Annotated in this window: 15 protein-coding genes and 1 pseudogene; 6 read left to right on the top strand and 10 right to left on the bottom strand. The window is 46.3% G+C overall.

Translation table 11 applies throughout. The features are described from left to right. The first annotated feature begins 104 nt into the window (after window positions 1-104). From minC to minE, 3 genes are read left to right on the top strand one after another with little or no spacing between them, the layout of a single operon-like run. Window positions 105-770 (top strand): septum site-determining protein MinC, encoded by a 666-nt coding sequence (gene minC / locus M0413_RS06990; protein ID WP_037419169.1) that lies wholly within the window; start codon window positions 105-107, stop codon window positions 768-770. A 27-nt stretch (window positions 771-797) separates the two neighbouring features. After that, window positions 798-1,607 carry a septum site-determining protein MinD gene (minD, locus tag M0413_RS06985; protein ID WP_037419172.1) on the top strand — a complete coding sequence of 270 codons (810 nt, stop codon included), beginning with the start codon at window positions 798-800 and terminating at the stop codon, window positions 1,605-1,607. A 2-nt stretch (window positions 1,608-1,609) separates the two neighbouring features. Next, on the top strand, window positions 1,610-1,867 hold the full coding sequence (gene minE / locus M0413_RS06980) for a cell division topological specificity factor MinE (RefSeq protein WP_007648439.1): 258 nt from the start codon (window positions 1,610-1,612) through the stop codon (window positions 1,865-1,867). A 179-nt stretch (window positions 1,868-2,046) separates the two neighbouring features. On the opposite strand, the gene rnd is transcribed toward minE, so the two are convergent. From rnd to tsaB, 7 genes are all read right to left on the bottom strand, one after another. After that, window positions 2,047-3,156: a ribonuclease D gene (gene rnd, locus M0413_RS06975; RefSeq protein ID WP_172589936.1), complete on the bottom strand. Its 1,110-nt coding sequence runs from the start codon at window positions 3,154-3,156 to the stop codon at window positions 2,047-2,049. Between the two features lie 70 nt (window positions 3,157-3,226). Next, window positions 3,227-4,900 (bottom strand): long-chain-fatty-acid--CoA ligase FadD, encoded by a 1,674-nt coding sequence (fadD, locus tag M0413_RS06970; protein WP_249553597.1) that lies wholly within the window; start codon window positions 4,898-4,900, stop codon window positions 3,227-3,229. Window positions 4,901-5,099: 199 nt separating this feature from the next. After that, window positions 5,100-5,966, bottom strand: a complete 867-nt coding sequence (locus tag M0413_RS06965; RefSeq protein ID WP_172587346.1) for an alpha/beta hydrolase — start codon at window positions 5,964-5,966, stop codon at window positions 5,100-5,102. 21 nt (window positions 5,967-5,987) lie between these two features. Further along, window positions 5,988-6,800, bottom strand: a complete 813-nt coding sequence (locus M0413_RS06960) for a class I SAM-dependent methyltransferase (protein ID WP_249553595.1) — start codon at window positions 6,798-6,800, stop codon at window positions 5,988-5,990. 130 nt (window positions 6,801-6,930) lie between these two features. Then, window positions 6,931-7,638: a M50 family metallopeptidase gene (locus M0413_RS06955; RefSeq protein WP_037419184.1), complete on the bottom strand. Its 708-nt coding sequence runs from the start codon at window positions 7,636-7,638 to the stop codon at window positions 6,931-6,933. Then, on the bottom strand, window positions 7,631-7,939 hold the full coding sequence (locus M0413_RS06950; protein ID WP_037419187.1) for a hypothetical protein: 309 nt from the start codon (window positions 7,937-7,939) through the stop codon (window positions 7,631-7,633). The genes M0413_RS06955 and M0413_RS06950 overlap by 8 nt, the downstream gene beginning before the upstream one ends. A 143-nt stretch (window positions 7,940-8,082) precedes the next feature. Continuing rightward, window positions 8,083-8,793, bottom strand: coding sequence for a tRNA (adenosine(37)-N6)-threonylcarbamoyltransferase complex dimerization subunit type 1 TsaB (gene tsaB / locus M0413_RS06945; protein ID WP_218738672.1), 711 nt, complete (start codon window positions 8,791-8,793; stop codon window positions 8,083-8,085). 375 nt (window positions 8,794-9,168) lie between these two features. Between tsaB and hemB the strand changes: the two genes are divergently transcribed. Next, the gene (gene hemB / locus M0413_RS06940) at window positions 9,169-10,167 is read left to right on the top strand and encodes a porphobilinogen synthase (protein WP_249553593.1); all 999 of its coding nucleotides are present in this window, start codon (window positions 9,169-9,171) and stop codon (window positions 10,165-10,167) included. Between the two features lie 94 nt (window positions 10,168-10,261). Here hemB and M0413_RS06935 read toward each other — a convergent pair whose 3' ends face one another. After that, window positions 10,262-11,167, bottom strand: a complete 906-nt coding sequence (locus M0413_RS06935; protein WP_069454861.1) for a bifunctional methionine sulfoxide reductase B/A protein — start codon at window positions 11,165-11,167, stop codon at window positions 10,262-10,264. Between the two features lie 378 nt (window positions 11,168-11,545). On the opposite strand from M0413_RS06935, the gene M0413_RS06930 reads away from it, so the two are divergent. Next, entirely contained in the window at window positions 11,546-12,385 is an 840-nt protein-coding gene (locus M0413_RS06930; protein ID WP_037419200.1) for an isopenicillin N synthase family dioxygenase, read from the top strand. Between the two features lie 124 nt (window positions 12,386-12,509). Further along, complete coding sequence (gene ylqF, locus M0413_RS06925) at window positions 12,510-13,451, top strand: ribosome biogenesis GTPase YlqF (RefSeq protein WP_249553591.1); 942 nt, start codon at window positions 12,510-12,512, stop codon at window positions 13,449-13,451. Between the two features lie 383 nt (window positions 13,452-13,834). Here the strand turns inward: ylqF and trhO are convergent, their stop codons facing one another. Continuing rightward, window positions 13,835-14,836 (bottom strand): oxygen-dependent tRNA uridine(34) hydroxylase TrhO, encoded by a 1,002-nt coding sequence (trhO, locus tag M0413_RS06920; protein ID WP_249553589.1) that lies wholly within the window; start codon window positions 14,834-14,836, stop codon window positions 13,835-13,837. 226 nt (window positions 14,837-15,062) lie between these two features. Next, a pseudogene (locus M0413_RS06915) lies at window positions 15,063-15,210 on the bottom strand (IS4 family transposase); the annotation flags it as partial.

The following is a 15,210-nucleotide window of genomic DNA, read 5'->3' as shown; positions in this document are numbered from 1 at the left end:
TAGTTCAAACTTGCCAGTCAATGGGGCACACTATAACATGGTCGCCTAGTAATTTAATTGCAAATCAGCGAACCGACTGATGATTTCTGGAGAATAGTGCCGGGATGTCAAAACCTAGCTTAGAGTTAAAAGGCGCTTCTTTTACTCTTTCAGTGCTTCATATTAATAACAGCGATTTAAATGCTGTCATGGCTGAATTAGATAGCAAATTGGCACAAGCTCCCCAATTTTTTCTGGGTGCCCCTTTAGTCGTCAATCTCAGCGCCATTCAAGATAACGATTTTAATTTACAGGGCTTAAAAGAGTTATTACTTTCCCGCCAGTTAGTTATTGTAGGAATTACTGGTGCAACTAATGTCCTGAGCAACCAAGCTAAAACACTCGGACTTGCCATAGTCAAAGCGGGTAAACAAAGCGTCGCCCCCCCACCAGCACCGCGTCAAACTAAGATTTTGAAGCAAAATATTCGCTCAGGTCAGCAGGTCTATGCAAAAAATGGCGATTTAATCATATTTGGTGCGGTAGGTAATGGCGCTGAAGTCATCGCCGATGGTAGCATTCATATTTATGGTGCGTTACGAGGAAAGGCCATGGCGGGCGCAGCTGGCGACAGCAGCGCGGTAATCATTGCTCATTCCCTCGAGGCAGAATTAGTTTCAATAGCAGGGCAATATTGGCTCGCTGAAAATCTACAACAACATAGCTCAGATAAAGGCGGCTGCATTCGCTTAAATGGCGAGTCGCTTATCGTTGAATCATTGCCCCTCTAAATGGCACAAAAAAGGATAGAGAGAAACATGGCACAAATTATTGTTGTCACTTCAGGTAAAGGTGGTGTTGGTAAAACCACATCCAGTGCGGCGATTGCAACTGGACTTGCACTACAAGGGCATAAAACTGTTGTTATCGATTTCGATATAGGCTTGCGTAACTTGGATCTAATCATGGGCTGCGAGCGCCGCGTCGTCTATGACTTTGTCAATGTTATCAACGGTGAAGCGAATTTAAATCAGGCACTTATCAAAGATAAACGCTGTGAAAAACTGTTTGTACTGCCAGCCTCGCAAACTCGTGATAAAGACGCCCTAACAAAAGAAGGCGTAGGCCGTGTGCTTGACGATTTAGCCAAAGAATTTGAATTTATTATCTGTGATTCCCCTGCAGGTATTGAGCAAGGCGCGATGATGGCATTGTATTTTGCCGATATCGCCATTGTGACGACCAACCCGGAAGTAAGCTCGGTTCGCGACTCTGACCGTATTCTAGGAATGCTGCAAAGCAAGTCACGCCGCGCAGAACTCAGTTTAGAGCCGATAAAAGAGTACTTACTGTTGACTCGTTATTCTCCAAGTCGGGTAAAATCGGGTGAAATGTTAAGTGTTGACGATGTAAAAGAAATCCTTGCCATTGATTTGCTTGGCGTTATCCCTGAATCACAATCCGTACTCAAGGCATCAAACTCCGGAGTACCTGTGATTATCGATCAAGAAAGTGATGCAGGCGCCGCTTATAGTGACACTGTCGCGCGTTTATTGGGTGAAGATGTCCCAGTACGCTTTATTACGGAAGAGAAAAAAGGTTTCTTACAACGGATATTTGGTAGCTAATTATGTCTTTACTCGACTATTTCAAAAGCAAGAAAAAGCCTAGCACCGCGGTAATGGCAAAAGAGCGACTACAAATTATTGTGGCCCATCAGCGTGGACAACGCGATACACCTGACTATTTCCCGCAGATGAAGCAAGAAATCATCGCCGTGATCCGCAAGTATGTGCAGATTTCGGATGATCAAGTTTCAGTGCAATTAGATCAGAATGACGATAACTTGTCGGTACTCGAACTTAACGTGACGTTGCCAGACAGATAAGTCGAGCGTTGGCGTCATCCTCAAATGGGGATGACGCTTTCTGCTGCGCCTTTCTCCTACCCCCATGCTTTAGCTGGGGTAAAATCAAGGCCTAACACCTTAGATGCAAATTTAGGCATCAAATCTTAGGTCAAAACCGAAATGTTAAAAGCAAAATATTGGCGCCTAATCAGTAAAACTTAAACTTCAAGTTTTGCCAACGATTCAGCCGCAATGTCTGCGCGCCAGCCATTTAACACCGTCGGCAATTCGCCCTGCTGTTTATCCCAACGCCATTGTAAATACTCATGAATATGACGTTTAGAGCCCAGCATTTCCACCGGAATGGCATGTTGTTCACAGAGTTCGGTTAAACAGGTTTTAATGGTCTTAAAGGCGGATTTATAACCCGGTTTAAGTGCTAAAACATCAACTAGCTCCGGTGGATTGTTTAAGTCAGCAGTCTGCATTACCCGTAAAATATCTTTACCGTGGATGCGTTTTTCCTGCTCAGTTAAATCGTTCAATTTAAACAAATCACTTATGCTTTTAGGCTGTTTTTTCGCTAGCGCAATCAAGCCATGATCTTTAATCACAAAGCCTAAGGCTAAATCCCGTGCCAAAGCTTTTTCTAAACGCCATTTAGCCAGCACTTTAAGGTAAGCCAATTGAGGCTCTGTTAATTGAAATGCGTTTTTTACTTTAAGGTATGCAGTCTCGAGATCGGGAGGAGCTAAACGCCCTTCAGTCATCCGCTCGCCTTCTTCATAAAGCCAATCTAAACGGCCTTGCGCTTTAAGCTTGTCGGCGAGTTGCGGATAAAGTTGATAAAGATACAACACATCATTGGCGGCGTAGCTAAGTTGCGCCTCGGTTAAGGGACGACGTATCCAGTCGGTGCGTGACTCGCCCTTATCAATCACTTCACCTAAGCAGGTTTCGACTAACTTGGCATAACCTAAGCCATGGCCCATACCGCATAGTGAAGCCGCAATTTGGCTATCAAATAAGGGCGTAGGTTGGCGCTGGCCATAATGGGCGAAGACTTCTAAATCCTCACTGCAGGAATGTACTAGCTTGATAATGTTAGGATTATCTAACAAAGCCCAAAATGCACCGAGATTGGGTAAAGCCACAGGGTCAATCAAAGCTAAGGTGTTACCATCATAGGCTTGGATCAGGCCAAGCTTAGCGTAATACGTACGTGTACGCACAAACTCGGTATCTAATACCAGTACTGCGCTCTGTTGATATTGAGCGACGAGGGCATTGAGGCTCGCTTCGTCGCTCACATAGTGAAACACTGACAAATTCTTCTCCAGTTCCTGTGGGATAATCACATCCATAAAAACAAAAGCCGGCTTATTGCCGGCTTCAATCTTACGCGCGCTTGACTTCGTCTCTCAGTTCTCGTCGCAAGATCTTACCCACATTGGTTTTAGGTAACTCGTCCCTAAATTCTACCAGCTTCGGCACTTTATATCCCGTTAAATGCACTCGGCAATGCTTAATGATGTCTTCAGCGGTTAAAGATTTATCTTTCGCCACCACAAACACCTTCACTAACTCGCCACTCGCATCATTAGGAACCCCTACTGCCGCAACTTCTATCACCTTAGGATGTAAAGCAACAACCTCTTCCACTTCATTGGGGAAGACGTTAAAGCCAGAAACTAAAATCATGTCTTTCTTACGATCAACAATATAGAAGAAACCCTGTTCATCCATATAACCGATATCGCCCGTGGCGAGCCAGCCGTCTTTATCAATCACTTTGGCCGTCTCTTCTGGACGCTGCCAATAGCCTTTCATGATCTGTGGGCCTTTGCCAAATAGCTCACCTGTCTCGCCTTGAGGCAACACATTACCCGCATCATCACGCACTTGAATGAGTGTAGATGGCGCAGGGAAACCGATAGAACCGTTATAACCGTCTAAGTTATAGGGACAGCACGTTAACAGGGGCGAGGCTTCAGTTAACCCATAACCTTCAAGTAAACGGGTTTTAGTGATGCTCTGCCATTTATCGGCTACGGCTTTTTGCACGGCCATACCGCCACCAATGGATAATTTGAGGCGAGAAAAATCCAGCTCAGCAAAATCACTACTATTCACTAAGGCATTAAACAGGGTGTTAACACCTGTCAGGGCGGTAAAAGGATATTTCTTGAGTTCCGCCACAAACCCTGGAATATCCCGAGGGTTAGTGATTAACAGATTCTGACTGCCCTTATGTAAAAACAGTAAGCAATTCACTGTTAATGCAAAAATATGGTAAAGCGGTAATGCAGTTACAACAAATTCAGTACCATCCCGCAGTGCCGGAGAATAAGCACCGTTAGCCTGCAACACGTTTGCCACCACATTACTGTGGGTTAACATGGCGCCCTTTGAAACCCCAGTCGTACCACCAGTATATTGCAAAAAGGCAAGGTCACCCCCAGTGATTACGGGTTTGACATACTGCATTCTACGACCTCTTGACAAGGTTTCGCGCATCGAAAGGGCATGGGGTAGATCGTATTTCGGCACCAGTTTTTTAATATATTTAACAACAAAGTTAACTAAGGTGCGTTTTGGCGCACTTAGTTGATCACCTAAACTAGTGATAATGACACTTTTCACGGGCGTTTGATCGACCACTTCTTCTAAGGTGCGGGCGAAGTTAGACACCACAACAATGGCTTTGGCGCCCGAGTCAATCAACTGATGTTTGAGCTCTCGCGGGGTATAAAGTGGGTTAACGTTAACCACCACCATACCAGCACGTAATACCCCAAATAACGCAATAGGATATTGCAACAGATTGGGCATCATCAGTGCGACACGATCGCCCTTTTGTAGCTTCAATTCATTTTGTAAATAAGCAGCAAAAGCACGGCTACTTTCTTCAAGTTTACGGTAAGTTAGCGTGGCCCCCATGTTGATAAATGCAGGTTGATCCGAATACTTAGCCACCGCAGTTTCGAACATATCGATAAGCGATGAATACTGATCCACATTAATCTCAGCAGGCACATCTTTTGGTAAATGTTTAATCCAAGGCTGATCCACTACTTTCTCCTAAATCCCCACAACTGCGGATACGGTACCCTTACTACCGCCAATACTCGACAAATACCGAGTTAAAATACCGACTTACATTTTATTGTTATTGATTTACCCGGATAAATCATACGGGCGTTTTAATTTTGATCATCATCACATAAAAGAAACAAAAAACCTAGTGTCTTTTTTATGTTAGTAAAAGCCATTATTCGACAAAACGTTGGATTAACTGACTAACCGCTTGCGCATTATCCATATGCACATGATGGTCCCCCTCAAGCATATGTTCAGACAAATTGCTGAACCATTTCCTTGCTTTAGGTAGCGCCGTATGTAATTGGCTAAAACCTTGTTTGCCGCATATGAGTAAGGTAACCACCGAAATATTTTGCATTAAAGCATCGACTTGCTCAAAGGTCAGTCGCATTGGCGAGTCGAGCCTTAGTCTTGGATCACTTCGCCAAACAACTCCATCAGAAATCGCTTGCATATTGCGGTCAAGTAATAGTCGACACCACGGTTCGGCCAATCCGGTTAAATGCACTCTAGCCTTAACTGCCGTTTCCAGACTATCGTAGACTCTCATCCGTTTGTGTTTTTGCGCTAAAAATTTCTCATGTTGGTAAAAGCTTTTCCTCAGCCGCGATTTGGCTTGGGTTGCTGACTCATATAAGGGACTTAAGGCCTCAATTAAAATCAGCTTATTAACCTTTTCTGGAAATGCTGCCGTATACGCAGAGGCGATAATCCCCCCTAATGAATGCCCAATAATAGCCAGTGGCTTTTGTGGCAAAATCGCCAGTAACGCATCGAGATCGTATAAATAGTCAATCCAGTGTAATGGGTAATGTCCCGGCCGATGCGCCGAAAAACCATGACCGGGCCAATCTATGGCAAGAATTTGGTAATCTGACAAATACTCAGCGAGAGGCTCAAAACTGTTGGCATTGTCTAACCAGCCATGCAACGCGAGCAATAATGGCTTATCTTTCGCTCCCCATAATCGACCACTCAGCTTGATATGGGGTAACACAAACTCGACTTGATTTTTGGGGGCGAAAGATTGCCACATATTGCCTCTAATGTCAGGTGATTAGCGGGATTTTTTGACAAATTTGAGCGTCATGCGATCACTCTCACCAATTGCTTGGTATTTTTCTTTATCTGTATCACCTAATGCAAACGAAGGTGGCAACGTCCATACTCCCTTGGCATAGTCCTTAGTGTCTTTTGGATTGGCGTTGATTTCGGAGCTTTCGGCTAAGGTAAAACCGACCTTTTTGGCCAGCGCGATCATCTCGTCTTGATCCATATAGCCCGTGCTCATATTCATGCCTTTATTGGCTCTATGTTCGACGACGCCAAATACACCGCCATCTTTAAGCACTTTGTAAGAAGCGGCAAACACGTTTTCGAGCTGGTCGCTTGAAGCCCAATTATGTAAGTTACGGAAAGTTAATACCAAGTCAGCACTGCCATCGGCACCTAAATTCATTTTGGCTGGAGGGTCAAGAACCACCATTTTCGCATTACCAAATAAGGCTTTATTGGCCGCCATCCAAGTATCGAATTTCACGCCCGCATTGGCGCGATAGCGATTACCAGGGGTGTCCGTGCTAGGGGTAGTTTCGAAACTGGCGGCAATATATTGTCCCTTAGGCGCAAGATAAGGGGCAAGGATTTCAGTGTACCAGCCATTACCTGGCCAAAGTTCAATCACGGTTTGTGTTGGGGTTATACCAAAAAATGTAAGGGTTTCTGCGGGGTGACGATAAATATCGCGGCTAGCGTTTTTGGCTTGGCGAAAATCACTTTTAATGGCTTTATTTAATGCTTCATCTGCATTGGCCATACCTGAACAGAGACCAGCAATCAGCATACTGGCGATGAGTGTGACTTTTTTCATAATAATTCTCCTTGGATACCGAAGACTTAAGCTAGCAGTCTATATAAAAAAATCCAAGAATTAGCCGCATAAGTTGACCATTTAGGCTGTAAATATTTGTGATGCCATAGGAGCGTTAATGTGCGATGTATTAACGAGAGATGGCGGAATCCACCCGCCGCCAAGCCATATACAAGGCGCAGATACTGCAAAACAGCCAAATGGCGACCCAAATCCACGCTGGTATCCATGAACGATCAGCCAGCAGCACCGCATCGCCCTGCCCTTCAAGTCCGAGCAATACCGTTGGGCTTGCCAGCGCATTGAGCATGATCATCAAACCAATAATGCGTAAAAATTGCGTGAGGATTTTATTTTTGCTGAGTTTTAACGGCAGTAACAACACTATCGTCAGTACCGCTAAAATGGCTAAGGTGAGCAAATCTCGCCCCCACAGCAGGCCACTTAGCACCACTAAACCGCCTAAAAACGCAAAGCTTAGGCGAATACCCTTAGGCCAAGTCGCCAACAGATAAATAAGGTATCCCCAACAGGCTGCGCCAAAGTAGCCCGCAAATCCAATCACCAGTGGCGAGCCACCTTGGCTAAAGCAAAAACCCGCACCATTGGGAAAGAGTTGAATATGACTCACTATGCCGCCACTGAGCACTGTCGCTATCCCATGGGACAACTCGTGGAAATAGCTCTCTAACCACTTAAAAGGCACACTCAGGTAAGGAATGCGCGTCAAAATGAGGGCCAGCATCAGCTCGATGATAAACAAACCACGGCTCGGAAGGCCGCCAGTTAAACGAGGTGTAAAACGAGATTGAGAAGACACGGACGCACTATCAGGCATAAATATCCACACCCACCATCTGCTGAATCTCTTCACGTTTGGCGGCATGTTGCGTTTGTAGGTATTGGGCGATAGCCCCTTGATGTCCTCGGGTACTTTGCTCGTATTCGAGTTGGGCACCGAGTCTGGATTGTAGGTTTTGTGATGATCCTTCATCGGTATCATCAAGGGCTAAAGCAGAAACCGCATCGAGCTCAATCACAGGGCGCGGCGCTTCCGTGGGCGACATTCCCTGTATGATCGCGGGGCGATTACTCGCAACCGCTTGTGTCAAACTCGTTTGAAGCGAATTTACCTGCATCGAAATGCCCAGTTTATATCCTATTTGCCCTAGTTAGTATTGTTAGGCTGTTGTGACAAACGCCTAACTAAGATTTGATGTCTACATCGTTAGCCAATGCAGACACTTTAGATTCTAACGTATCACGGGGAATAATGAACAGTTTATTCACGTCCCGGTAACTTTTTCCATGTCACAGTATCACGAAGATATACAGGTTCGAGTTCATCGACACTGGTGGTTAATCCCGCTTTGATACCCACTTCAGCCAGCGCTAACATGGCTCGGGCATCGGGATACTTCACCGCCGCTAAGGAGGTAATGCCGCTGCCTAGAGCTAATAACTCGGGATAGGCATCAAATCCAGTGCCACAGCCGACAATGGCTTTATTAAGATCGAATGCCAGCTCAACCTGTTCAGGCGCGCTCACCACCTCTTTACCGACTAATGTAGCAATGCCATCGACGGCAACAAATTGACCCCAGTACACTTCTCCCATGCGCGCATCGATACAACAGAGCACTTGCTCGGCAGCGTGCTCAGCAATCGCCATTTGTGCCATGGCCGCTAAGGTGGAAATGCCGATAACGGGTAAGTCTAACCCTAGGGCTAAACCTTGGGTCATGCTGGTACAAATACGGATCCCCGTAAAACTGCCTGGCCCACGGCCGTAGGCAATCGCATCCAGTTTATCTAAGCCGACATTGGCTTGTTTTAATACTGCTTCCACCATAGGCAATAAACGCTGACTATGCTCCCGAGGCGCATCGGCTAACTCAGCAAAAACCTGTCCTTGATAACATAGGGCAGCCGAACAAGCTTCGGTACAAGTGTCGAGGGCGAGAATACAAACAGAGTCTTGGGGTGTTGTCATATAAAAACCGCGCTGTGGGTATAGTTGGGCAGAAGAATAGCGACTTATTAAAGCCCTGCACTATACCAAGTGTAAATTGGCGCAAATGATAACATCAAATAATCGAAAGCAAAGGCTTTAAAAAGGCGGCTAATGGATCGATTGGCTTAGCGCTGGGTTTGTGATCGCCATCACTAACTCAACAACCTCTTCGGCCTTGGTCCAAATACAGGGAAACTTTTGCCCTATTTTAGGTCTGAGCAAACAGTGCTGAAGCTTTTGTCTCACTAAATCAAGTTCACCAAAGCAACAAGCGCGTCCTGAGCATCGTTTTAACCCTCTCCCTTTGACGCGAAACTTCGCGTGATGCTTTTACACTGTTAATAAGGAAATTCAATGAGCAGTACCAGAGAAAATCCCCTTAAACCTCTTCGCCGTTTAAGACGCCTACGCCGCACTGAAGCCATGCGTGACCTAGTGTGTGAAACCCAGATTTCCCTAAGCGACTTAGTCCACCCACTCTTTATTGAAGAGCACATCAGCCAAGCCGTGCCCATTTCAACCTTGCCGGGGATCAGCCGTCTGCCCGAGAGTGCGCTTGCCGATGAAATTCAAAGGCTTTACGCATTAGGGATCCGCTATGTGATGCCCTTTGGCATTTCCCACACCAAAGATGCACAGGGCAGCGACACTTGGGATGACAATGGTTTACTGGCACGAATGATCCGCACCATCAAAACCGTCGCGCCAGAGATGATGGTGATCCCCGATATTTGTTTTTGTGAATATACCGACCATGGACACTGCGGCGTATTGCACCATGACGAAGTCTGTAACGATCAAACCGTGGCTAACTTAGTTAAACAATCTGTTACTGCCGCCAAAGCCGGAGCCGATATGCTGGCGCCATCGGCCATGATGGACGGCCAAATTAAAGCTATCCGCCAAGGGCTGGATGAGGCAGGCTTTGAGCACATTGCCATTTTGGCCCACGCTGCCAAGTTCGCCTCTTCCTTCTATGGGCCTTTTAGGGCCGCGGTGGATTGTGAACTTAGCGGAAACCGTAAAGGCTACCAGCTCGACTACGCCAATGGTCGCCAAGCCTTGCTCGAAGCACTGCTCGATGAAGAGGAAGGCGCGGATATTTTGATGGTAAAGCCCGGCACACCGTATTTGGATGTGTTAAGTCGCCTAAGGCAGCAAACCCACCTTCCCTTAGCGGCTTATCAGGTTGGCGGCGAATATGCCGGTATTAAATTTGCTGCACTGGCGGGCGCCCTCGATGAGCGCGCCGTCGTCACCGAAACCTTTATCGGGTTAAAGCGGGCTGGCGCCGATTTAATCGTCAGCTATTACGCGAAACAATATGCCGAGTGGTTAGCGCAATCCCGCTAATGCGCTGAGTCTTCAGTCCATCAGCCAAGCCATCAACGAAAACGCCACCCTATCGGTGGCGTTTTTTATCCGTCAATTTGCTCGCACATTAAGCCTATGCTTGTAGCTCGGCAAAGAGGGCTCTAATCTTTTCAACCTTTGGCCGCACCACAATTTGGCAATAGGGCTGCTCGCCATGCAGGGCGAAGTAATCATTGTGATAATCCTCTGCGGGATAAAAAGACTCAAAAGCCACCACTTGAGTGACGATTGGCGCATCAAATACCCTTGCCTCGGTTAATTTTGCAATCATGGCATTGGTCTCTTCAATCTGCGCCGCATCATGGGCAAAGACGACGGAGCGATACTGCGGCCCTTTATCATTACCTTGGCGGTTGAGCGTGGTAGGATCGTGACTCTCAAATAACACCTGTAGCAGCGTTGTAAAGCTGATTTGTGCGGGGTCAAACTCGATGTGCACCACTTCGGCATGCCCAGTTAATCCCGAACACACCGACTTATAATCGGCATCGCTAGCATCCCCACCTGAGTAACCAGAGCTGACATTCAGCACGCCCTTCAGGCTCTTAAAAATCGCTTCAACACACCAAAAACAGCCCGCACCAAAGGTGGCAAAGGCCGTTTTATGAGTCGATGTTGTCACCTCATCGGCCGCTTGAAACACCATGGAGACAGAATTAACGCAATGACGAATATTCTTCGGCGTTAAATATTCCCCTTCAAACACATGGCCTAAATGACCGCCACACTGACTACAGACAATTTCGGTACGGCGACCATCGGCGTCGACATGGCGACTCACTGCGCCTGGAATTTCATCATCGAAGGCTGGCCACCCACAGTGGGCATTAAACTTATCTTCTGAGCGATACAAAGGCGCATGGCATTTTTTGCACAAATACACGCCTTTAGCGTCATGCTGATAATACTCCCCGCTAAAGGGACGTTCTGTGCCCTTTTCTTCTATGACATAGCGTTCAAAATCAGTCAGTTTGTTCATAAAAGTCTCCTTTAGCTCTTAAGGTATTCGCCTGCATAAGACCGTTTGTTCCTCAGGTTTATTGCGCCTCGGCCTGAATTGGCTTTTTGGCATAGTAGCCGCTTTAGTCGATAAAATCCTGTTGATTGAGTCAATGCTTAAATAACTGGAGGAAAATTCAGCAGTAATCTCAGTCCATTGTCTTGAGTGTTTGCACCGCGCACAGTGCAAAGCTACACTTGCTGCGGGTCAATTCTCTACCCAAATCCTTTCTATTTGGACCGCTTTTGCACTAGGGCTGAGCGCACCATACCGATAATGAGATAAGTGGCAATGACTCCTTACCGTCATCCTTAGAAAGTGTTTGGTTAACAACCATATATAACAAGTAGAAACAATATGAAATTAGAAACCATTGATTATCGCGCAGCCGATAGCGCCAAACACTTTGTGGAATCCCTACGTGAAACGGGCTTTGGTGTACTCTCTAACCACCCTATCGATAAGGAACTGGTCGAAAACATTTACACTGAGTGGCAAGCCTTTTTCAATTCTGACGCTAAGAACGAGTTTATGTTCAATCGTGAAACCCACGATGGCTTCTTCCCCGCGTCGATTTCAGAAACGGCAAAAGGCCACACGGTTAAAGACATCAAAGAGTATTACCACGTGTACCCTTGGGGTCGTATTCCAGATTCACTGCGTGCCAATATTCTAGCTTACTATGAAAAAGCCAATGCGCTGGCCGCTGAACTGTTAGAGTGGATTGAAACCTACTCGCCAGACGAGGTTAAAGCCAAATTCTCGATTCCGCTGCCAGAAATGATTGCCGACAGCCACAAAACCCTGCTGCGCATTCTGCATTACCCACCGATGACGGGCGATGAAGAAATGGGCGCTATTCGCGCAGCGGCCCACGAAGATATTAACCTTATCACTGTGCTGCCCGCGGCCAACGAGCCTGGGTTGCAAGTCAAAGCCAAAGACGGCTCTTGGTTAGATGTGCCAAGTGATTTTGGCAATATTATCATCAACATTGGTGATATGTTGCAGGAAGCCTCGGGTGGTTACTTCCCATCGACCTCACACCGCGTGATTAACCCAGAAGGCACGGATAAGACTAAGTCGCGTATTTCACTGCCCTTATTCTTACACCCTAAACCTTCGGTCGTGCTATCTGAGCGTTATACCGCCGACAGCTACCTAATGGAAAGATTACGCGAGCTAGGCGTACTTTAAGCAATACATGCTCAAATTCGCATCAAGATTAAGCAATTAAGCGCCTTCGGGCGCTTTTTTTATGACATTCGTCGCCTTCAAGGTAGAATAGCCGTCTTTAAGTCATTTAGAACAAGGCGCTATCATGGCAATTCAATGGTATCCGGGGCACATGCACAAGGCACGCAAAGAGATCGAAGAGGCTATGCCTCAGGTCGATCTAGTAATTGAGGTGCTGGACGCCCGTATTCCCTACAGTAGTGAAAACCCCATGGTGTCAAAGCTTCGCGGCGACAAACCTTGTATTAAGCTACTGAATAAATCCGACTTAGCCGATCCCGACATTACCGCCCAGTGGATTGAATATCTTGAGCGTGAACAAGGGGTAAAAGCCACAGCGATTACCACATTGCAACCGGGTATGTTGAAAATGCTACCGGATCTTTGTCGTAAGTTAGTACCGAGTCGCGATAAAACTGAAAAAGATATTCGCACTATGATCATGGGGATCCCAAACGTGGGTAAGTCCACCATTATCAACACCTTAGCCGGGCGCGTTATCGCCAAAACCGGTAACGAACCCGCCGTCACCAAAACCCAGCAGCGCATTAACCTGCACAACGGTATTGTGCTCTCGGACACGCCAGGGATTTTATGGCCTAAGGTTGATAACGAAGCTAGTAGCTATCGCCTTGCCGTCACGGGTGCCATTAAAGATACCGCCATGGAATACGAAGATGTGGCGCTGTTTGCCGCAGGTTATTTCTTAAAGGCCTACCCGAAGGAAATTTGCGAGCGTTATAACATCAGCGAGTTACCTAAGGATGATATGGCGTTACTCGAAGAAATCGGCCGTAAACGTGGTGCACTGCGTCCCGGTGGTCGCATCGATTTGCATAAAGCCTCGGAAGTTGTATTACACGATTACCGCTCAGGTCGAATTGGCCTGTTATCCCTTGAAACGCCTGCGATGGCTGAAATCGAGAAAGCCGAAGTGGAACGCATTCTGGCTGAAAAAGCCGCCGAGAAAGCCGCTAAGCTAGAAGCAGAAAAACTGAAACGCTCAGGCAAACGTCACAACGTTTAATATTAGGTTGAACACTCTTAAATATTGGCAAAGTCCATTGGTAAATGCTTTACCGCCCCGTTAATGGGGCGGATGTTCATTAAAGATAACCAGTGGTCATTTTTATCATTAGCATGACCAATCGATTTTGCCATATAGGACATTCTTTAAGACATTCAGAATTAAATTTTGATCGTTCTAGCAAGCTTGTGCTTACGAAACGAGGAGTGACATGTCGCCATTTGACTCAGGTGACAATCAGCTATCATGACAGAAAGTTAGGGCCAGAGCTTGCCTGCCCTTCCTTTTGACAGCCTTTAGCTTGCCATTTCTGCTGCATAATCGTTCGGTAAAAAAAGTGAGGCTGTCCATAATTGAACAGCATCACCTTAGCTGTGCATGCGTTAAGTGTTAGCTTGCTTGGTTTTGTTTTTCTCTGCAGCTTGTTTGCGCAGTGCTTCTTTCTTTTGTCGACGGGCTTCAATCACATGATTCACATCACTACCGATATGAGCCTCATTACGGGATTTAGCTAAATTCACTTGGCGTTCACGTTCAACAAAACGCTTTCGCTGCTCCTCAGAAATCTTATCAATACAATGTGGGCAACTCACACCTTGCACATAAGCTGGGGATAATTTTTCCGCTTCAGTAATTGGCATACGACAAGCATTGCATTGATCGTATTGCCCTTTCTTTAAATCATGGTCGACCGCCACACGATTATCGAAGACAAAACATTCGCCTTCCCACAGGCTTTCTTCCTGTTTGACTTCTTCCAAGTATTTAAGGATGCCACCTTCGAGGTGATACACTTCTTCAAAGCCTTGCTCTTTTAAATAAGCGGTTGATTTTTCGCAGCGAATACCGCCAGTACAGAACATCGCCACTTTTTTATGCTTGGCTGGATCGAGATTCTGCTTAACATACTCAGGGAATTCTCTGAAGGTTTCGGTCACTGGGTTAATGGCATTTTTAAAGGTGCCGATTTGCACTTCATAGTCGTTGCGGGTATCCACTAGGATGACTTCAGGATCGGAAATCAGCGCGTTCCAGTCCTGTGGCTTAACGTAAGTGCCCACCACTTTAAGCGGATCGATACCCTCGACGCCCATGGTGACGATTTCTTTTTTGAGCTTCACCTTAGTGCGGTAGAAAGGCATTTCGTCGTCAAAGGATAACTTGTGAACGATGTTTTCAAGGCCATTTTGGTTATTCAGCCAAGCCAGCAGTGCGTCGATAGCCGCTTGAGTGCCGGCCACAGTGCCGTTAATCCCCTCACTTGCCAGCAACAATGTGCCTTTAATCTCGGACTGTTCCATCATGGACAGGAGTGGCTCACGCAGCGACTCAAAATGCGGTAATGAAACAAACTTATATAAAGCACAAACAACAACGTTAGACATAACACCCTCAACTGCTGGCTGGAACTTAATTTCCAGTGCATTAACCAATAATCACCCAAGCCTAAGCTAGGTCGCAAAAATAGGGCGAAATTCTACCTGAGTCACAGTCGGATAAACACAGACAAAAACCAAGGTCATTGCTTATTTACAGGCAAACGGTGGAAAAATCAGTAATAAACGCAGTATTTCTGTTTTAAAGTCACTACTATTGCCTAATGCCGTTCACTTAAGAGTGAACGGCATTTTTCTTTGGTCTAACCGGAAACTTGTTTTTGCTCATTTTAAGGACTCGTGGATATGCCCTTTCCCGTTTACCATCCAGCTTAAATTGCCGTGCATTTCGTTCTATATCCAATACGTCTCTCGGGACATTC

It is taken from the genome of Shewanella sp. 8A (assembly GCF_023475945.1).
Lineage (GTDB): Bacteria > Pseudomonadota > Gammaproteobacteria > Enterobacterales > Shewanellaceae > Shewanella > Shewanella xiamenensis.
The sequence above is the reverse complement of the archived record's forward strand: the minus strand, read 5'-3'. Positions and strand labels throughout refer to the sequence as shown.